The sequence below is a fragment of the Nitrospirota bacterium genome (genome assembly GCA_040752355.1).
In the GTDB taxonomy this organism is placed as follows: Bacteria; Nitrospirota; Thermodesulfovibrionia; order Thermodesulfovibrionales; family Dissulfurispiraceae; genus JBFMCP01.
Genome location: JBFMHE010000001.1, coordinates 224,226 through 243,584 on the forward strand (window position 1 = coordinate 224,226; position 19,359 = coordinate 243,584).

18 protein-coding genes are annotated in these 19,359 nt (G+C 58.5%); all 18 read left to right on the forward strand.

Features of this window, described 5'->3' with window-relative positions:
• Positions 1-738: a flagellar biosynthetic protein FliR gene (locus tag AB1805_01060; protein ID MEW5744014.1), complete on the forward strand. Its 738-nt coding sequence runs from the start codon at positions 1-3 to the stop codon at positions 736-738.
• A gap of 3 nt (positions 739-741) precedes the next feature.
• Entirely contained in the window at positions 742-1,806 is a 1,065-nt protein-coding gene (gene flhB / locus AB1805_01065; GenBank protein ID MEW5744015.1) for a flagellar biosynthesis protein FlhB, read from the forward strand.
• A 3-nt stretch (positions 1,807-1,809) separates the two neighbouring features.
• Positions 1,810-3,861 (forward strand): flagellar biosynthesis protein FlhA, encoded by a 2,052-nt coding sequence (flhA, locus tag AB1805_01070; GenBank protein MEW5744016.1) that lies wholly within the window; start codon positions 1,810-1,812, stop codon positions 3,859-3,861.
• 126 nt (positions 3,862-3,987) lie between these two features.
• Entirely contained in the window at positions 3,988-5,049 is a 1,062-nt protein-coding gene (locus AB1805_01075) for an AAA family ATPase (GenBank protein MEW5744017.1), read from the forward strand.
• Positions 5,049-5,858, forward strand: coding sequence for a MinD/ParA family protein (locus tag AB1805_01080; protein MEW5744018.1), 810 nt, complete (start codon positions 5,049-5,051; stop codon positions 5,856-5,858). The genes AB1805_01075 and AB1805_01080 overlap by 1 nt, the downstream gene beginning before the upstream one ends.
• The gene (locus AB1805_01085; protein MEW5744019.1) at positions 5,855-6,601 is read left to right on the forward strand and encodes a FliA/WhiG family RNA polymerase sigma factor; all 747 of its coding nucleotides are present in this window, start codon (positions 5,855-5,857) and stop codon (positions 6,599-6,601) included. The genes AB1805_01080 and AB1805_01085 overlap by 4 nt, the downstream gene beginning before the upstream one ends.
• A 139-nt stretch (positions 6,602-6,740) precedes the next feature.
• Positions 6,741-8,612, forward strand: a complete 1,872-nt coding sequence (locus AB1805_01090) for a HEAT repeat domain-containing protein (GenBank protein MEW5744020.1) — start codon at positions 6,741-6,743, stop codon at positions 8,610-8,612.
• Complete coding sequence (locus AB1805_01095; protein MEW5744021.1) at positions 8,609-9,439, forward strand: protein-glutamate O-methyltransferase CheR; 831 nt, start codon at positions 8,609-8,611, stop codon at positions 9,437-9,439. Before AB1805_01090 ends, AB1805_01095 begins: the two co-directional genes overlap by 4 nt.
• Positions 9,440-9,463: 24 nt before the next feature.
• Positions 9,464-9,853 (forward strand): response regulator, encoded by a 390-nt coding sequence (locus AB1805_01100; GenBank protein ID MEW5744022.1) that lies wholly within the window; start codon positions 9,464-9,466, stop codon positions 9,851-9,853.
• Positions 9,846-10,253: a chemotaxis response regulator CheY gene (locus AB1805_01105; protein MEW5744023.1), complete on the forward strand. Its 408-nt coding sequence runs from the start codon at positions 9,846-9,848 to the stop codon at positions 10,251-10,253. Before AB1805_01100 ends, AB1805_01105 begins: the two co-directional genes overlap by 8 nt.
• A gap of 13 nt (positions 10,254-10,266) precedes the next feature.
• Positions 10,267-12,087: a chemotaxis protein CheA gene (locus tag AB1805_01110; protein MEW5744024.1), complete on the forward strand. Its 1,821-nt coding sequence runs from the start codon at positions 10,267-10,269 to the stop codon at positions 12,085-12,087.
• Positions 12,088-12,119: 32 nt separating this feature from the next.
• Positions 12,120-13,298 (forward strand): protein phosphatase CheZ, encoded by a 1,179-nt coding sequence (locus AB1805_01115; protein ID MEW5744025.1) that lies wholly within the window; start codon positions 12,120-12,122, stop codon positions 13,296-13,298.
• A 66-nt stretch (positions 13,299-13,364) separates the two neighbouring features.
• Positions 13,365-14,129, forward strand: a complete 765-nt coding sequence (locus tag AB1805_01120; protein MEW5744026.1) for a substrate-binding domain-containing protein — start codon at positions 13,365-13,367, stop codon at positions 14,127-14,129.
• A gap of 119 nt (positions 14,130-14,248) precedes the next feature.
• The gene (locus tag AB1805_01125) at positions 14,249-16,747 is read left to right on the forward strand and encodes a methyl-accepting chemotaxis protein (protein MEW5744027.1); all 2,499 of its coding nucleotides are present in this window, start codon (positions 14,249-14,251) and stop codon (positions 16,745-16,747) included.
• A gap of 13 nt (positions 16,748-16,760) precedes the next feature.
• Positions 16,761-17,822, forward strand: a complete 1,062-nt coding sequence (locus tag AB1805_01130; protein ID MEW5744028.1) for a chemotaxis response regulator protein-glutamate methylesterase — start codon at positions 16,761-16,763, stop codon at positions 17,820-17,822.
• Positions 17,823-17,832: 10 nt separating this feature from the next.
• The gene (locus tag AB1805_01135; protein MEW5744029.1) at positions 17,833-18,222 is read left to right on the forward strand and encodes a response regulator; all 390 of its coding nucleotides are present in this window, start codon (positions 17,833-17,835) and stop codon (positions 18,220-18,222) included.
• Entirely contained in the window at positions 18,219-19,061 is an 843-nt protein-coding gene (locus tag AB1805_01140; GenBank protein MEW5744030.1) for an HDOD domain-containing protein, read from the forward strand. Before AB1805_01135 ends, AB1805_01140 begins: the two co-directional genes overlap by 4 nt.
• A gap of 84 nt (positions 19,062-19,145) precedes the next feature.
• Entirely contained in the window at positions 19,146-19,301 is a 156-nt protein-coding gene (locus AB1805_01145; protein MEW5744031.1) for a hypothetical protein, read from the forward strand.
• The last annotated feature ends 58 nt before the right edge of the window (positions 19,302-19,359 follow it).

Genomic DNA, 19,359 nt, shown 5'->3' on the forward strand with positions numbered 1-19,359 from the left:
ATGGAGCTTTATAATCTGATAAATCTCTATTCCGAGAAGTTCATCCCGATCTTCATCAGGATCGCGATCATGCTCTCGTTCATTCCCTTCATCGGCGGCAGGACGACGCCGATCATGGCGCGGGGCGGCATCGCGCTCGCCCTCACCCTTATGCTGCTCCCCGTAGTCAGAGTCGAGACCGAGAACCAGGTCAGGGCGATCTTCGAAGCCGTCTTCATCGGCATCGCCATGGGGCTGGCGGCCCGGATCATTCTCGGCGCCGTCGAGATGGCGGGACAGTGGATGAGCCTCCAGATGGGACTGAGTGCCGCAGCCATATTCAACCCCCAGTTCGGAGAGGTCCTGGGGCCGCTGAGCCTCTTCTATACCCTCGTCTCGATGGGGCTCTTCTTCATTCTCGATATGCACTACTATTTTATCGAGGGCATCGTACGGAGCTTCGATGTCAGGGTGGTGCAGTACGAGGGCATATTCAGCGCCATCATCAAGCTCAACTCTTTTCTCTTCCCCCTCGCCTTCAAGATCGCGGCGCCGATCATACTGGTCCAGCTGCTGGTGAATCTGGCCATGGGATTCCTTTCGAGGGCGCTGCCGCAGGCGAACATATTCTTTATCAGCATGCCCCTCCTCATCGTGATGGGCATCGTTTTCATCGCCTTGTCGCTCCCCCTGACCTTCATGGTGATCTCGAAGGGCTTCATGCATGTAAAGGATGCCCTTATGGCGTTCACGAGGTAACGGATGCCCGAAGAATTTGATGAACGAACAGAGCAAGCGACACCCCGAAGGCGGCAGCAGGCCCGGGAAAAGGGCGATGTCCCCCGAAGCAGGGACCTTACCGGTCTCATGCCCCTCTGGGTGGTCTTCATGTTCATCTCCTTCGGGGGCTTCATGTACACCACCCTGCTTTCGTATATGAGAGCGTCCCTGAAGAGAGGGTTCGAGGTCCCCCTGACCGACGCCTCGTTCATCGACATATTCCGTGCCGATTCCCTGCAGATAGGAGCGATCATGCTGCCGCTCTTCGGGGCGATGCTGCTGCTGATTACCGTCGTTCACTTCTTGCAGACCGGCTTTCTGCTCACCGCCCAGCCGCTGACGCCCGATCTCTCGAAGATAAACCCGCTCCAGGGGATCAAGAAGCTCTTCAGCCTCAACAGCGTCGTCGAGGCGCTCAAGGGGTTTCTCAAGATCGTCGTCCTCGGCTGGATACTGTACCTGATGCTGAAAAAGGAGATCGTCACGCTCCCGAATCTCGTGGATATGGATGTCATGTCGATTGCCGACTTCTCGTATGTGCAGCTCAAGAAGCTCCTGCTCATAGCGGCCGTCGTCCTCACCGTGTTTGCCGCTGCCGACTACGGGTACCAGCGCTGGCAGTTCGAGCGCAACCTGCGCATGACCAAACAGGAGGTGAAGGAGGAGTACAAGGAGACCGAGGGCGACCCGCGCGTCAAGGCCCGGATAAAGAGCCTCCAGCGTGAAGCGGCCCGCAAGAGGATGATGCAGGAGGTGCCCAAGGCGGATGTGGTGATCACGAACCCCACCCACTACGCCGTTGCCCTGAAGTACGATGCAGCGAAGATGGCGGCGCCCGCTGTAGTGGCGAAAGGGGCCAACCTGGTCGCTGAGAAGATAAAGGAGGTGGCGAAGGCGAGCGGCGTGCCGGTCTTCGAGGACAAGCCGCTTGCGCGGTCGCTCTTCAAGCTGAAGCTGGGCGAGGAGATCCCCGAGGCGTTCTACAAGGCCCTGGCGACCATCCTCGCCAATGTCTACAAGATGAAAAAGAGCGGAGTGAGAGGATAGGGTATGCTCGAGAGACTTTTGCGACAGAGCGACATGGTGCTGGCCGTAGGCATCGTCGTCATTCTGGGTCTCATGATCCTGCCCATGCCCCCGCTGCTGCTCGACCTGTTCCTCTCCTTCAGCATCACGCTCTCGGTGGTCATCCTGCTCGTGTCTGCATACACGAACAAGCCGCTCGACTTTTCGGTCTTTCCTTCGGTGCTCCTGATATCGACGCTGCTCAGGCTCTCGCTGAATATCGCCTCGACGCGGCTTATCCTGATGAAGGGCGAGGAGGGCATCGAGGCTGCGGGACAGGTCATCCGCGCGTTCGGGGAGTTCGTGGTCGGGGGCAACTTCGTCGTCGGTTTCATCGTCTTCTTTATCCTGATCATCATCAACTTCGTCGTCATTACCAAGGGCGCCGGCAGGGTCGCCGAAGTCTCGGCCCGGTTCACTCTCGACGCCATGCCCGGGAAACAGATGAGTATCGACGCGGACCTGAATGCCGGCCTCATCGATGATGCCGAGGCACGGCGGCGGAGGCAGGAGATCAGCAGGGAGGCGGACTTCTACGGCGCGATGGACGGCGCGAGCAAGTTCGTCAGGGGCGATGCGATCGCCGCCATCGTGATCATGGTCATCAACATTGTCGGCGGGTTCCTGATCGGTGTGCTCCAGAAGGGCATGCCCATCGCCGACGCAGCCAAGACCTATACGGTCCTGACCGTCGGCGAAGGGCTCGTCGCGCAGATCCCGGCGCTGATCACCTCGACTGCGGCCGGTATCATCGTAACCAGGGCCGCGTCGGACGCCAATCTCGGGTCCGACGTCGTACGCCAGCTCTTTGCTAATCCCAAGGCCATGGGCACCACCGCAGGCATCCTCGCCTTTTTCGGGCTGATCCCCGGCCTGCCCCATATTCCGTTCCTGATGCTCGCCTCGATCACCGGAACGGGGGCTTATTTCATGAGCAGGGCGGCGAAGGGAGAAGAGGCTGCTGCCGCGGCCGCTCCCCCTGCAGAAGAGAGCAGGCAGCCGGAAAGCCTCGAATCCTATCTCCCCATCGATCCGCTCTCTCTCGAGATCGGCTACGGCCTCATCCCGCTCGTCGAAGAGGGCGGCCCGCTCCTTTCGAGGATCAAGGCGATCCGGAAGCAGATGGTCACCGATATGGGCTTCATCGTCCCGCCGGTGCATATCAAAGACAACCTGTCGCTCAAGCCGACCGGCTACTCGCTCCTCATCAAAGGGATCGAGGTCGCTTCGGCCGAGGTGATGCTGAACAAATACCTCGCCATATCACCCGGAACGGAAAAGGAGGTCATCGAGGGAATCCCGACAAAAGATCCCGCCTTCGGACTCCAGGCGGTCTGGATCGATGAACGCGATATGGAGCGGGCCCAGCTCGCAGGGTACACGGTCGTGGATGTGCCGTCGGTCATCACGACCCATCTGACCGAGGTGATCAAGAACCACGCCCATGAGCTCCTCGGCAAGCAGGATGTCCAGAAGCTGCTCGACACCGTGGCGAAGACGCATCCCAAAGTCGTCGAGGATGTGATTCCCGGCCTTCTGAGCCTGAGCGCCGTACAGCGCACGCTCCAGAATCTCATGAAAGAGAAGATCTCTATCAGGGACCTCCAGACCATCCTCGAGACGCTCTCCGACTACGCGACGGTCACCAAGGACCCCGAGGTGCTGACCGAATATGTACGGCAGTCGCTCTCCCGGAACATCACCAAGCAGCTCCAGGGCATCGACGGCTCGATCGCGGTTATCGTCATGGACCCCAAAGTCGAGCGCACGATCATCGAGTCCATTCAGACAACGGCACAGGGGTCCTACCTGGGGCTCGATCCGGGGACTGCGGACAAGATCGCCGAGAACCTGAGGAAGAACTACGAGGCAGGGGTGCTGAAGGGATACCAGCCGGTGCTCCTCTGTTCGCCGGCGATACGGAGATTCGTGAAGAAACTGGCCGAGCGGGTCTCGAACAGCGTCATGGTCGTCTCTCATAGCGAAATAGCACCCACGACGAAGGTGTATTCAATAGGAACGCTGAGGATAGAATAGCATGGGGCGTTATCACGGCATAGCAGCGATGAGCAGAAGAAGCGATGCCCTGCTGCATACCGCGGTGAACGCGCGGGGGCTCAGAGGCCCCAGAGGTCCCAGAGGCCCCAGAGGGAGGATGCCTGCATGAAGATCAAGAAGTTTGTCGGCAAGAGCTTTAAAGAAGCGCTCGAGGCGGTAAAGAAGGAGCTGGGATCGGATGCGATCATCCTCTCGAGCAAGACCGTCAAGGCGGGGCCTTTCGGTATTCTGAATAAAGATGCGGTAGAGGTGACCGCCGCGATCGACGAGCGGGGCGGCGACGGCCCGGCGGCGCCGCAGGCGCTTCGTTCGGACATGGCGGACATGGCGAAAATGGCTGACATGGCGGATGTCGTGAAGGAGATCAGGGGCCTGCGCGAAGAGATCGGGTTCCTCAAGGAGACGCTGAAACCGATCGTCCCCACCCTCAGGATAGGAAGAGACAAGAAGGGCCTCTACAATCTGCTGGTGCGCCAGGGCGTTGATACCCAGTTCGCCATCATCCTCCTCGAGCGGTCCCGAGAGTCGGTCGACAGCCTCAAGAGCGTCATAAAGAGCGATGTCAAGATCCAGGGGCTCCTCCCCGGCGATGATCGGGGCGTCATGTTCTTCGGCCCTCCCGGCGTCGGCAAGACCACCACGATCTCGAAAGTGGCGCACCTGTATGCAGCAAAGAAGAAACCGATCAGCATTATCTCCCTCGACGCCTACCGGATAGGGTCGATCGCCTCGCTGAAGGACCTGTCGCAGCAGGTGCGCTGTCCCCTGCGCGTGGTGAAAAAGGTGAGCGATCTCCCGAAAATCGTCTATAAGGAGATGCAGCGAGGTCCGCTGCTCATCGATACCCCCGGCTACGAGTACAGCGGCATGCTGAAGGACATCAAGGATATCTTCGTTTCCGGGTTCCCCCTGAAAAAGTGCTTTCTCCTCGATGCGTCGATGAGCACCCCGTCGGCGATCAAGGCATGGCAAAGCTGTCATACCGACATGATCGACTCCATCGGCTTTACGAAGGTCGATATGGCGACGCAGTACGGCAGCCTCTACAACCTCTCCTTGCTGACGAGCCGTCCCCTTTCGTTTATCACTACAGGACCTGGTATTCCCGATGACATCCGAATTCCCTCATCAGAATTCCTTGCCGGCCTGATAATTGGAGGTGTGTAATGAGCGCAAAAGGACCACGCATTATTGCGGTTTCGAGTGGAAAGGGGGGGGTGGGGAAGACCAATTTCGTCGCCAATCTCGCCTTGTTCTATGCCAGCCTCAATAAGAAGGTGCTCATTCTCGACGCCGATCTCGGCCTGAGCAACATCGATGTCCTCTTCGGTATCGCCCCGAAGTACAACCTCAAGCACGTGCTGTTCGGCGACAAGCGGCTCAAGGACATTATCGTCAACGGTCCCATGGGCATCATGCTCTTTCCCGCGAGCTCCGGGGTGAGAGAATTGACCCGGCTCAAGGAAGAGCACCGGATGAAGCTGGTCGCCGAGCTCGACACCTTTGATCTCCCGTTCGATATATTTCTCATCGACACCGGGGCGGGGATATCCGACAACGTCCTCTTCTTCTGCAGCGCGGCCCAGGAGACGATCGTGATCGTCACCCCCGAGCCGACCTCGATCGCCGACGCTTATGCGCTCATTAAAGTGCTTTCGAGGGATTTCGGGGAGAAGCACTTCAGGATACTGGTCAATACCGCTCGCTCCGAAAAGGAAGCATTCGATACCTTCAGGAAGCTCGCCATCGTGGCGGACAAGTTCCTCAACCTCTCGATCGACTATATCGGCTACCTGCCGTTCGATCAACATGTCAAGGACGCGATTATCGCCCAGAAAGGGTATATCGCTCTGTATCCGAACAGCGCGTTCACCAAGAAGCTGGCGGCCATCGGTAAAAAGCTGGTCGATGACCCCCTTAACGATGTTAAGGGAAATATTCAATTCTTCTTAAAGAAGGCATTGAGGATAAAATGAAAACGAGCACGCGGACAACCACGGGTAGAGTAACGGAGAAACAGAAGGAGAAGATCATCGAGCAGTTCCTGCCGAGGGTGAAGTACTATGCGAGCAAGCACAGCTTCTGCCTGCCGCCGGAACTCAGCACCGACGACCTCGTCTCGGCAGGCATCGTCGGCCTGCTCGAAGCGATCGAGCGCTACAACCCGAACATGAATACCAGCCTGAGCACCTTTGCCGACTTCAGGATCAAGGGCGCCATCATCGACCAGATACGCTCCATGCAGTGGGCGTCCAAGGACGCCCGCAAGAAGCTCGAAGAGGTCCGGAATACGTATGCGGCGCTCGAGAAGAGGTATAACCGGGGCGCCCTGGACGAGGAGGTTGCCGAGGAATTGAATATCACCCTTGATGAGTTATACAAGACGCTTTCCATCGCCAACACCATCAATATGGTGAACCTCGAGGACCTCGGGGTCAACACCGAAGGCGAGTCCCTGGATATCCTCGAGTGCATTTCCGGCGAAAGCGACAAGGATGTCCTCGATGAGTTGAACCTGAAAGAACTGAAACAGGCCCTCGGAACGCACATCGACGAGCTGCCAGAGAACGAGCGCATGGTCGTCACGTTGTACTACTACGAAGAGCTCACCATGAAAGAGATAGGGAAGGTGCTCGACATCAGCGAATCGAGAGTCTGCCAGCTGCACGGAAAGGCGATCATAAAGCTGAGGAACAAGATGGAACAGTTCAGGGGCTGATCCGTCGTTTCAGCATGGCCGTGCAGTTCTTTCGCGCTCTCCCTCTCTCTTTCTCGAACGATATGCAAAAAACTTAAGTCCCTACGTGGTTACGACGATACTATATAGTATTGAACTACCGGTGCGGGAGGACTGCTGAGTGGCCAAGAGCATAAAGAGAACCATAGAGAAGCTCGCAGCGGCCGACCCCTCCGTGCGGAGGGGCGCCGCCGAAGAGCTGGCCGAAGGCGATGAGCGGGCCATCTACCCCCTCGTCCGGGCGCTGAGCGATGCGAATGCCGGGGTCCAGGACGCCGCCATGAGGGCGCTTATCCGTATAGGCGGCGAGGTGACCGCCTACATGGTGCTTCCGCTCCTGAGGGAGAGCTCCCTGCTGCGGAACACGGCGCTGATCATCCTGAAAGAGCTCGGCAGGAGCAGCGTCCCGCTGCTGTATCCCCTTCTCAAAGACAAGGACCCCGATATACGGAAGTTCGCCCTCGATCTGCTGGGCGAAATAAAAGAGGGTGTCGAGCCGGCCCCTATCGTCCCCTACCTGAAGGACCCGAACGCGAACGTCAGGGCCGCAGCCGCGAAGACCGTAAGCGAGCTCGGATACAAGGCGGCGATCCCGGAGCTCATCAATGCGCTGCATGACGATGAGTGGGTCTGCTTCTCGGCCCTCGAGGCGCTCGGCGAGCTGAGGGCCGAGAACGCGATCGAGCATATCGCACAACTGCTGCCGTCATCCTCGGCCCATATCCGGAACGCGGTCTCGGATGCGGTGCGGCTTGCGGTGATCGAGACGCTGGGAAAGCTCGGCTCCGAGAGGTCCATCGGCGTCCTGAGATCCTACCTGCCCAGGACCGATGCCGACGAGCGGTACGCCGTCATCAAGAGCCTGATTCAGATCGGCATTACGCCCGACATGGCGGACCTCACCGGCTCTATCATCACCATGATCCGGGAGGGGGACTGGGAGGACAGGAAGATCGCCCTCAGGGGGCTGGCCACGCTGAACTGCAGGGAGGCGGTCCCTCTCCTTGTCGATCTTGCGGGGTCGCTGGACCCCTCCCTGCCCGAGAACGAAGAGCGGATAGTTGCGGTGCGGGCCGCCATAGGCGCCATGGATGCCGAAGAGGAGCTGCTGAAGCTGCTCGATGCCGCTGACCTCAAATTCCGCGGGAAGCATATCGCCATCGAGTTGCTGGGAGAGCTGAACAGCAGGAAGGCGGTCCCGCGCCTCATTGAGTACCTCAATGACGTGCGAAGGGATCTCCGGCGCGCCTCATCGCAGGCGCTGGGCGATATCGGGGCGACGGAATCTATCGAATCGCTCCTCGAGACGTCGCAGCGGGATGCCGATGCCCATGTGCGCCGGTCGGCCATCGAGGCGCTGGGCACGATACGATCGAAGGATGCCTTCAGACCGCTCCTGGATATGCTCGACCTGGAACGCTACCCGGATGTTATCGAGCGCATTGTCGGAGCGCTCCTCAAGATCGATGCGCCTGCCTTCCTGTCGAATCTCGCTCGCTACGGCGATACCGTGCGCGAGCTGGTCGCCAAGACCGTGCAGGAGATCGACATCCTCCTCACCCTCGCCGACGACGGAAACAAGAAGGTCAGGAGCGCCGCCCTCTACGGGCTGGGCCGTGCGGGGACCGACCGGGCGCGCTCCCGGCTTATCGGGTTCCTGGGGGACCGCGATCCCGAAATACGGAAGGCGGCGGTGGTGGGCCTCGGCGAGGCGCGCTACTGCTCCCCGGAACTGTTCAACGCCCTCATCGACCCCGACCAGTGGGTCAGGTTCTATGCCGTCAAGGCGGTCGCCTCCTCCTGCGACAGAGAGGAGGCGATCCGGGAGATAAGCGCCCTCTTGCACGATGCGTCCATTCCCGTCGTCATGTCCGTAATCGATGCCGTTGCCGCCCTGGGCGGACGGGAAGCGTATGAGACGCTCTCGGCCCACGGGGAGCACCCCAACCCGGATGTGCGGGATAAGATAAAGGAGGCCCTGGGCTCCCTATGATGTCACCGCTCGCCGAGGAGGTCTTCAGGCAGTTCAGGGATTTCATTTACGAGAAGTGCGGGATATTCATCCCCGACAACAAGAAATACTTTCTCGAGAACCGCCTGAGCAGAAGGATACAGGAAAAGAATCTCAAGGGGTATGGAGACTACCTCTACAACCTCAAGTACGACGCGGACAAGAGCGAGCTGTTCAAGCTCTATGACCTGATCACCACGAACGAGACCTTCTTCTTCCGCGAGCCGCAGCAGTTCGACGTGTTCAGCGGCGAGCTGCTGGACAGGGTCGTCGCGGAAAACGCGCAGTCGGGACGGCGGGAGCTGAAGGTCTGGTCGGCCGCCTCATCGACGGGTGAAGAGGCCTATACCGTTGCCATGATGCTGCTCGAGAAGCCCGAGCTCAACGGCATGAGAAAAGAGATACTCGCTTCCGACATCAGCGATCTGGTGCTGCAATCGGCAAAGACGGCTGTCTACGGGTCTTATTCGGTCAGGAATATTCCCGAGGTGTATCTCAAGAAGTACTTTACGAATACCGACCAGCAGTACGCCCTGGCGGCTCCCGTCAAGGCGATGGTGAAGTTCATGAGAATGAACCTCATCGACGAGCGGGAGATGAGGACGATGCGGGGCGTCGATGTCATCTTCTGCAGGAATGTCCTGATCTATTTCGACGATAAGGCCAAGCAGAAGGCGGTATCGCTGCTCTACGACGCCTTGCGGCCCAACGGGTATCTGATCATCGGCACCTCGGAAAGCCTTCACAACATAACGCGCGCTTTCCGGCCCGTGGTTATCAATAAGGTCATCATTTATCAGAAGGTATGAACACTGCACCAGGGGAGCATAACCATGAAGCTATTGATAGTTGACGACGATAAGACGACGCGCAAGCTTCTGAGCCTTTACCTGAAGGGAAAAGGCTACGAGGTCGTCACCGCGGAGAACGGGCTCGACGCCCTGGAGAAGCTGGGCACCGAGAGCATCAACCTCGTCATAACCGACATGAATATGCCCTACATGGACGGTATCGAGCTGGCTAGGACGCTGCGGGCGGACCCCGCGTGGAAGGCGATGCCCCTCATCATGGTGACCACCGAGGCAGACGACGATGAACGGAGCAAGGCGTATGAGGCGGGGGTCGACGACTACCTCGTGAAGCCGACGAATGCGGACAAGATACACGACAGTATCCGGGGAATTTTCGACAGGATTATTGACGGAGGTGAGAGCAATGTTTAACCTGACCCTGAAAGTGCTGGTAGTTGACGATTTCCCCACCATGCGGAGAATTGTGAAGAACCTCCTCAAGCAGCTGGGATTCGAGCATATCGATGAGGCTGAAGACGGGTCCCAGGCCCTCACCAAATTACGGAGCGGGAATTACGGCCTCGTCGTCTCGGACTGGAACATGCCGAATATGGAGGGAATAGAGCTCCTGCGGAATGTGAGGAAAGAGCCGGAGCCGCTGCGGGATGTCCCCTTTCTCATGGTAACCGCCGAGGCCGAGAAAGAGAAGGTGATCGAGGCGATCAAGGCGGGCGTCGATAACTACATCGTCAAGCCCTTTACCGCTGAAATTCTCAAAGAGAAGCTCGAAAAGATAGCAGAAAAGAAGAAATCGCTCAAAGCGGGGGCATGAGATGGCCGACGAGATGGATGAGATAATAACCGAGTTCGTAACCGAGGCCGAAGAAACCCTCGAGAAGATCGACCCCCTGTTCGTCGAGCTGGAGGCGAAGGGATACGATAAAAACATGCTGAACGAGATCTTCCGCGGCATGCATACGCTCAAGGGGGCCGCGGGGTTTTTAGGGTTCCAGCCGATCGTCGATGTCGCCCACCGCGCGGAGAGTATCATGAAGAAGCTCCGCGATGCCGAGATCGGGCTCACGCGCGAGCTCATGGATGTCATCCTGAAAAGCGTCGACCACCTGCGTCTGCTCATCTTTCATATCAAGCTCAAGGACGGCATCGAAGAGGATATCTCTTTGCTGTTGAAAGAGCTCGACGCGGCGCTCCTCTCCTCCGGGGCGTCGGCCCGGGCAGATGCTCCGGGAGCGCCGGGAGCGCCGGGAGGAGACGGCGGACAGGGAGAGCCTCCCGCCGTCGACGCCGAGGAGAAGGCTGAGATCGAGACCGATGAGCACGAGGCAGGGTCCTCTCACCCGCAGCCCCCGGCCGAGCCGGAACCCCGGGCCAGGGCTGCGGCCGTTTCCCCCTCCCCCGGACCCTCCTCCGATGAGCAGGTGCAGCAGCTGTCGAAAGAGCGGGAGGTGGTCTCGACGCTTCGCGTCGATGTTGCGAGGATCGACAAGGTAATGGACCTCGCCGGCGAGATCGTGCTGGCGCGGAACAGGCTTCTCAACCTGGCGACGAAGCTCGATCTGAGCTACTCCGACGACCCCCATGTCGAGAGCCTCGTCGAGACAACCGGATTCCTGGACAGGGTCACCTCGGACCTGCAGCTGGCGGTCATGAAGATGAGGATGCAGCCCATCCAGAAGGTCTTCGGGAAGTTCCCCCGCATGGTGCGGGACATGTCGAGGACCCTCGGCAAGGATATCGATCTCGAGATGTTCGGTGAGGATACGGAGGTGGACAAGACGGTCATCGAGAGCATCGGGGACCCCCTTGTCCATATTATAAGGAATTCCATAGACCACGGCATCGAGTCCGCTGGAGAGCGTGCGCAGAAGGGGAAGCCCCCGAAGGGGCGGATCATCATGAGCGCCTACCAGAAGGGTACGCATATCGTCATCGAGGTTTCGGATGACGGGAAGGGCATCGATGTGGAGGCGGTCAAGAGAAAGGCCCTCGCGAGGGGCCTCATCACGGACGAGGAAGCGCAGAAGATGTCGGACGACGCCGCGATCAACCTCATCTTTCTTCCCGGGTTTTCGACGAAAGAGATCTCTACCGAGCTCAGCGGCCGCGGCGTCGGCATGGATGTGGTGAAGACCAACGTGGCGAAGCTGAACGGGTACGTCGAGGTGATCACGAAAAAGGACGTGGGGAGCACCTTCAAGATCAGTCTCCCCCTGACCCTCGCCATCCTGCAGGCAATGATGGTCAGGATAGGGAGGGAGTTCTATGCGCTGCCGCAATCGATGATCGAGGAGACGCTCCGAGTGAAGAAGAGCGATATAAAGGATATTACCGGCCAGAAGGTACTGACCATCCGGGGACGGGTGATCCCCATGTTCGAGCTTGCCGAGGTGCTGGGCGTTGCGATGGACACCGGCGTCGGCCGCGATCACTGTTATGTCCTGGTCGCCCTCGTCGGGGACCGGAGGTTCTGCCTCGCCGTAGACGAGCTGCTCGGCCAGGAAGAGATCGTCATCAAAACGATCAACGGGATAGAGTCCGAGGAGTGCGGCATCCTGGGGGCGACGATCACGGGAGACGGGAGGGTTGTGCTCATCCTCGACTTTGCGGTCCTGTCCAGGAACGTTTTTGCGGGAGCCGCGAAGTAGCCGGGGAGAGGCGTTGACGAAAAGGAGGCGTTATGCAATATATCGGTTTTACCATGGACACGAATGAGTTTACCATCCCGATCCTCAAGGTGCAGGAGATAGTGAATCTTCCCCAGCTGACCAGGCTGCCCCAGGTGCCCGACTATATCGAGGGGATAACCAACCTCAGGGGCAAGGTCATCCCCATCATAAACCTGAGGCGGCTCGCCGGGATAGCGGGCGATTCGGTGGGGGAAAAGGTCATCGTCATTACCAGCGGACGCATCACCTTCGGCATACTCGTCGACGGTATCACCGGAGTGATCGCCCTGGACGAGTCGGAGATCGAGCCGCCCACGGACTTCAATACGTCCGCTATCGTTTCCGGCGTCGCCAGAGTAGACGACCGGCTCGTGGTGCTCCTCGATACGAAAAAGCTCATTCCCATGGAAGACGTGAGTATTTTTGAAGACGAGATATTCGAAGTGAAAGACAACGGCGACCAGGTCGAGGTGGTGAAGAGGATAGAGGGAATAGGCGGGGATATGATCGTCAAGGAGGTCCTCGACGCAAAGCACTTCTTCCAGAGGCGGGGGATCGATACCCAGGACCCGCGCTATGCCCTCTTCGACGAGATGATCGCCTTCATGAATGCGGTGAATAACCAGGAATACGAAAAGGCCGACGAGGCCATTCAGAATATCCTGAAGAAAGGCCAGAACGACCTGTTCCAGGAGGTCGGCAAGGTGACCCGGAAGCTGCACGACGCGATCAGGAGCTTCAAGGAGGCCCTCGACCCCAAGCTCAAGGATATGGCCACCACCGAAATGCCCAATGCCGTCGACAAGCTGCAGTTCGTCATCGAAAAGACGGAAGAGGCCGCCAACAAGACGATGGGGATCGTCGAAAAATACATATTGAGCATGGACGACCTCGCAGCGCATATACGGAGCCTGAAAGAGCCGGAAGAGTCGGTGAGCTATCTGAGGGAGTTCAAGAAGAGCCTCGAGGACGACCTCACCGAGATCCTGACGACGCAATCGTTTCAGGATTTGACGGGGCAGTCGATAAAGAAGGTAATCAAGCTCGTCGGCGATGTCGAGGAGGAGCTGGTGAAGATGATCACGACCTTCGGCGTCAAGATGGAGCAGGGGACGCCGAGCGAGAGCGTGGAGCATGAACAGATCGGCCAGTCCGACGTCGATGACCTGCTCAAGGAGTTCGGATTCTGAGAGGAACGGCACCACGCATCCGGGAACATCCCGATAGACGCATAACCTGCAAGGAGGGGAAATACCATGAAGACGGTAGGAAAGATTCTGGGGGTAGCAGCGCTGTTCATGCTGGTATGGGCGCTGAATGCGTACGCGAGCGAGATCAAGGTAGGGGCGGGAGCAGCGCCGACCGAAAATGTACTGAAGCCGATCAAGGAGCCCTTCGAAAAGGCCACGGGGCTGAAGCTCACGATCATCGCCTCGGGCCCGAAGATCGCGCTCCAGGACCTCGAAAAAGGGGCTGTCGATGCCGCGGCTGCCGGGCTGAGCTTCGATGACTGGATGGCGCTCATGAAAAAAGAGGGCGTCGAGGTGAGGGATGCCGGGGGATTCCAGCAGGCGCTTATCGGAAAGGACAAGATCGTTACTCTCGTACATAAAGAAAACACCGTGGCAAAACTCTCAAAAGACCAGCTCAAGGGAATTTTCACCGGGAAGATAACGAACTGGAAAGAGGTGGGGGGAAAGGATGCCCCGATCATCGTGGTATGGGGCAAGCTGATCCCGGGCACCAACAGCATGTATACAAAGCATATATTCGATGGAGAACCGGTGACGAAGGATATCCTCGACGCCACGACCGCCGAGGATGTGCGGCAGAACGTCGCCGCGAACCCCGAAGCGGTCGGCATCGGCCCGATGGCGGTCATCGATGCATCGGTGAGGTCGCCCGAGACGCCGGAGGTCGCGCGGCCTATCACCTTGCTCACCAAGGGGAATCCCGCTCCGAACATCCAGAAGCTCCTCGACTTCATAAAGGGTGAGGGGCAGAAGTATATCAAGCAGTAGCATGAAAACAACGGGCGAAGGCAGACCCGGTCTCTCCTGTCTTTGCCCGGAAGCCCTCATCGTATCTATACGGAAATAAGAGCGAATCGGGTCGGGGTGCGGGGGGAAGAGGTGATGGAATGACCATAAAAACAAAACTGACACTCAATGTCGTTATCGTAACGGTGATTGTCGCGGCCGTTGCGGTAACGAGTTTTATAGGAATGGGATCCGTCAGGAGCAAGCTCCATTACCTTACCGAGCGCAGTACCCCATTCCAGATGAGGACGGTAGAGTTCCAGAGGGTTATACAGGGGGCGACGGCAGACTTTACTAAAGTAGGCGTGTCAAGAACAAGAGAGGAGTACAAAACCTGTCGTGCAGAGGCCGAAAAGTCTCTTGCGGAGGTGAGAAAGACCCAGGGAGCGCTCGAGGCGCTTGCCGGCGATGCCAGGATGGAGACCGCCGATGAGCTCGGCAGGGTTGCGCAGGAGCTGTTTACTATCACCGAGGGAAGACTGAAAGCCGAAGAGGAGGCCCTGGCTGCAGCTGCCACGATTGCCCAGAGGCTCAAGGAGACATCACAGCGGCTGAGAGAGCTGGATTCCAAGATCAAGGGTCTTCAGCTGAACCGCTCGGCGGCGTTTGTCACCTCGCTGGAAGATACGAAAGGCATTTCTTCAAAGCTGCGGAACATAGAGACCCTGAAGGTCATCCTCAAGGACCTGCAGCTCGCGATATTCGAGATACAGCGGGCCGCGGACAAGAAAGCCCTCATCATCGCCAGGGGCAAGGCCAATGCCGCCGCGAGCAAGGCGTTCCAGAGCGATTATCTCAAGGACTGGATATCGAGGAACTTCTATTCCGATATAAAAGCGCTCACCGAGAAAGTCGAGGAGCTGGTAACGATACAGACCGCTCTCATGTCCCCTGCCGCTCCTGTCCCCGGGCAGCCGCTCCAGGCGAATGACGAAGCAAGAAAGAAGTTCGAGGCGGCCGGCAGCGAGGTCAGCGAGCGGCTTTCGGCAATCATGCTCGCCGTCGAGCAGGAGGTGCTGCTGGCAAGCGACAAGTACGGGGTCGAGACCGGGAGGCAAGGGGATGTCTTTACCCAGTCGAACATCGCAAACAGCGTATTGACGAGCAACTCCGAGCTGGTGGCCCTCGGCCTGTCGGCCGAAGGGCTGTCTACGAAACTCTTCACGCTTACGTCCGTTAAGGACGTCGATACGGTAAGCGCCGAGCTCGGGAAGGTCTTCGAGAGGGTAGGGAATGTCGAAAAGAATCTCGAGAGGGCGCTCCTGAAGCTCAATGCGAAAGAGGAGATGAAGCTGCTTAGCAGCGCCGAAGCTGCGCTCAATGCCGTACGCGGGACGCTGTTCGCCCAGGACGGCATTGTCGCGAAGATCCGCCATCAGCTCAGTATGAATGAAAAGGCGCTGCAGGCGATGGCGCGGCTCAGGGAGATCGTTGTCAGGCAGGCAGAAAAAGGGAAACAGACGGTGTCCACAGCCCAGGGAGAACAGGAGAAGGCGATCGGCACGGTCAACAGGATGGTCCATTTCAGCATGGGGCTCATCGGCGCCATCAGCCTCGGTGCGATCGTGTTCGGTATTCTCTTCGGCATATGGGTCTACCGCTCCATTGCCAACCCCCTGGCGCAGCTGATCACGGTCTCTGACAAGGTTGCGCAGGGGGATCTCGCCGTCGGCCTGAAGACGACGGCCCGGGACGAGATCGGCATGGTGCAGACCTCCATGGGGAAGATGGTGGACAACCTGAGGAATATTGTCGGGAAGATACGCACTGCCACGGGCAGCCTTGCGAGCAGCTCCGAGGAGCTGTCGGCTACCGCCGTAACGCTCGAGAAGGGGTCGCAGGACCAGGCCTTGCAGGTCGAGCAGTCGGCAACGGCGATGACCGAGATGTCGCAGACGACCCTCGATGTTGCGAAGAACGCCGCCGACACCTCCGGTGCTGCGCAGAAGATGAAGACCACGGCGATGCAGGGCAAAGAGGCGATGCATACGACCGTCCAGGAGCTGACGAAGTTCGCCGAGACCGTGAAGGAGTCGGCGGTCAAGGTCGAGTCGCTCGGCAGGAAGTCGGAAGAGATCAACGACATCGTCACGCTCATCAAGGAGATTGCCGACCAGACGAACCTGCTCGCCCTCAATGCGGCCATCGAGGCAGCCAGGGCGGGAGAGCAGGGGAGGGGGTTCGCGGTCGTTGCCGACAGCGTCAGGCAGCTCGCCGAGCGGACGACGGTGGCCGCAAACGATATCGCGAGCACGGTCCATACCATGCAGAGCGAAGTTGCCGACTCGGTAACCTTCATGAAAGAAGAGCGGGACTCGGTCGGTAAAGTGCTCGACCACGTCAACAGCACACTGAAGTCGATCGACGATATCGTGGCGTACGTAGAAGGGGTTGCGGATATGGTGCAGAGGATTGCGGCCGCCACCGAAGAGCAGTCGTCGGCTTCGGAAGAGGTCTCGCACAACATGGAAACCATCGCCGTTATCACGAGGCAGTTGAGCAGCTCGATATCCGAGATCAAGCGCGCCTCGGGCGATCTCTCCCATCTCGCGACCGAATTGAACGGCACGGCGAGCTGGTTTAAAGTGCAGGAGCGTTAAGAGAGGTCCCGTGATCGTAAAGGTGCTTATCGTAGACGATTCCGCTTTCATGAGGAATGCATTGACCGCTATGCTTTCCTCCGACCCGGAAATAAAGATCGTCGGTACCGCGCGGGACGGCCTCGAGGCGATCGAAAAGGTGCAGAGCCTCAAGCCCGACATCGTCACGATGGATGTCGAAATGCCGCGGATGGACGGCATCGAGGCGCTCCGGCATATCATGGGGACGAATCCTCTGCCGGTCATCATGGTCAGCTCCATCACGACCGAGGGCGCAAAAGTCACTCTCGATGCCCTCGACCTGGGCGCCGTCGACTTCATTCCTAAAAATCTCTCTGAGCTCTCCGTCAATATCGTCAAGATAAAAGAGATTCTCATAGACAAGATAAAGCATATGGGGCGGAGAGGCATCGCCAGTAAAGGGGCACGGCCGACGCTGCGCCGCCCTGTCATGAAGAGCGTTGAGCCGGTGGAGCAGATGCCGGCCAGGACCACGGGAGAGCGCAGGATCGGCATCGTCTCTATCGGGACGTCGACAGGGGGGCCCAAGGCGCTGCAGGAGATCATTCCCAGGCTCCCGAAGGATTTCCCTGTCCCCATCGTCATCGCCCAGCACATGCCGCCGAATTTCACCGCACCCTTCGCCGAGCGGCTCGACCAGCTGAGCCGGATCAGGGTAAAGGAGGCGGAAGAGGGGGAGGTCGTAAGACCCGGCGTCGCCCTCGTCGCCCCCGGCCGCGGGCATATGAGAGTGGCGAGGAGGAGGTCCCTCGAGACGGTGGTGACGATCTCGGAAAATAAAGACGACTTCATCTACAGGCCCTCCGTTGATGCGCTGATGTTCTCTATTGCCGAGTTCTTTCCCGGCCGGGCCCTCGGCGTGATCCTGACGGGAATGGGAAACGACGGGTGCAAGGGACTGGCAGCCCTGAAAAAGACGGGAGGAAGGATATTCGCACAGAACGAGGAGACCTGTGTCGTCTACGGCATGCCGAAGGCAGTGGTTGATGCGGGGATCGCGGATAAAGTATTATCTCTTGACGAGATCGCAGGTGAAATCGTCAATTCGGTTTAGGTGAGGGCTCATGCCGGGAAAGTCGGCAGGGGGAAGAAGAAGGATACTGGTTATCGATGATGAGCCCGACATCGCGGGACTGCTGAAGCTGTTTCTTGCCGGCCTGCACTACGAGGTCGATACGTTTCTGTCGCCGAGAGCGGGGCTCGATGCTCTGAAAGAGAACGGCTACTGGGCCGTCTTCTGCGATTATATGATGCCGCATCTGACCGGCGACAGGGTATACAGGGCGATAAAGGAGCTGGATAGCGCGCTGCTGGAACGGTTTGTACTGGTGACCGGCGCTGTTCTGGATGAACGGCTCGAACGATTTGTGGAGAGCGAGGGAGCACGCGTGCTGAACAAGCCGTTCAGGCTGGACGAAATCAAAGCTGTTCTGAAGGAGTTCGAAACATCATGAGAGAGGATGCACTCGAAAAGATCATCATGGAGACCGTGGACGTGCCGAGTCTCCCTCCCATTGCGGCGAAGGTGATGCAGCTGATCAGCAGCGATTACTCTTCCATAACCGAGCTCGAACGGCTCATAGAGAGGGACCAGGCTTTTTCGGCCCGGCTGCTGAGGATCGCCAACTCTCCTTACTACGGCCGGGGGAGGAGTATCGATACCGTATCAGCAGCCATTATTCTCATCGGTTTCAATTCGATGAAGTCGCTCGTCGCCGCCGCTTCGATGAAAGATATCCACCGCAGGTTCGGGCTCTTCGAGCAGCGCCACTGGGAGCACAGCCTCGGTGTCTCCCTCGCGGCGACGCTGCTCGCCAACGAGACCCAGATGATCTCCGGTGAAGAGGCGATGATCGGAGGACTGATCCACGATATGGGAAAGATCATCCTCAATAACAGCGTTCCCGAAACATACAGCCTGATCATAGAGCGCGTGTATGAGGAGGGACTCTCCTCGATACATGCCGAGAGCGAGATGCTCGGCTTCAACCACTGCAATGTAGGCGGGCTTATCGCGAGGAAATGGAAGCTGCCCAGGAGCCTCGAAGCGGCAATCGAGTACCATCATGCCGATACGTTCCCTCCGTTCGAGGATCAAAATTACGAGATACTCTGCCAGATCATACGGGTCGCCGACGCCATGTGTCTCCATTTAGGCATAGGGCTCAGGGCGGTGGTCGATCCCGATACCATAGGATTCTCGCAGATAGGATTGACCGGAAAGCAGTTCACCAGCCTCACGGAGCGCCTGAAGAAGGATTACATCGAGCAGAAGTCGCAGCTGCTCGAATAGAGGTGAAGAAGCTCGCTGCTGCCCCGATAAGAAAAGCGGATGACACCTGATGAAAGCATACGAGGGCCTTACAGTATACCGGGTTTGAGACCTGCGGACCAGACCCACGGCTTCCCGAGGAGACGCAGCCCCAAAGAGGGAAAAAGGGAGCGGAAGAAAGAGGAAGAGCCGCCGCCTCCCCGGGAAGACGATGACGCCCCTCCCGGAGGCAAGCCGCACCGCGTTGATATAAAGGTATAACTTTCCCCGCTGCGGAAAATATTTCCCAGCGCCTGCCCATCGCCTGCAAGGAAAAAAG

Bases quoted from the DNA above. Each gene is read 5' to 3' on its own strand.
- AB1805_01105 (MEW5744023.1), top strand. From the start codon at position 9,846: ATGTTTAACCTGACCCTGAAAGTGCTGGTAGTTGACGATTTCCCCACC.
- AB1805_01095 (MEW5744021.1), top strand. From the start codon at position 8,609: ATGATGTCACCGCTCGCCGAGGAGGTCTTCAGGCAGTTCAGGGATTTC.
- AB1805_01110 (MEW5744024.1), top strand. From the start codon at position 10,267: ATGGATGAGATAATAACCGAGTTCGTAACCGAGGCCGAAGAAACCCTC.
- AB1805_01115 (MEW5744025.1), top strand. From the start codon at position 12,120: ATGCAATATATCGGTTTTACCATGGACACGAATGAGTTTACCATCCCG.
- AB1805_01075 (MEW5744017.1), top strand. From the start codon at position 3,988: ATGAAGATCAAGAAGTTTGTCGGCAAGAGCTTTAAAGAAGCGCTCGAG.
- AB1805_01085 (MEW5744019.1), top strand. From the start codon at position 5,855: ATGAAAACGAGCACGCGGACAACCACGGGTAGAGTAACGGAGAAACAG.
- flhA (MEW5744016.1), top strand. From the start codon at position 1,810: ATGCTCGAGAGACTTTTGCGACAGAGCGACATGGTGCTGGCCGTAGGC.
- AB1805_01140 (MEW5744030.1), top strand. From the start codon at position 18,219: ATGAGAGAGGATGCACTCGAAAAGATCATCATGGAGACCGTGGACGTG.
- AB1805_01135 (MEW5744029.1), top strand. From the start codon at position 17,833: ATGCCGGGAAAGTCGGCAGGGGGAAGAAGAAGGATACTGGTTATCGAT.
- AB1805_01080 (MEW5744018.1), top strand. From the start codon at position 5,049: ATGAGCGCAAAAGGACCACGCATTATTGCGGTTTCGAGTGGAAAGGGG.
- AB1805_01120 (MEW5744026.1), top strand. From the start codon at position 13,365: ATGAAGACGGTAGGAAAGATTCTGGGGGTAGCAGCGCTGTTCATGCTG.
- AB1805_01060 (MEW5744014.1), top strand. From the start codon at position 1: ATGGAGCTTTATAATCTGATAAATCTCTATTCCGAGAAGTTCATCCCG.
- flhB (MEW5744015.1), top strand. From the start codon at position 742: ATGCCCGAAGAATTTGATGAACGAACAGAGCAAGCGACACCCCGAAGG.
- AB1805_01125 (MEW5744027.1), top strand. From the start codon at position 14,249: ATGACCATAAAAACAAAACTGACACTCAATGTCGTTATCGTAACGGTG.
- AB1805_01100 (MEW5744022.1), top strand. From the start codon at position 9,464: ATGAAGCTATTGATAGTTGACGACGATAAGACGACGCGCAAGCTTCTG.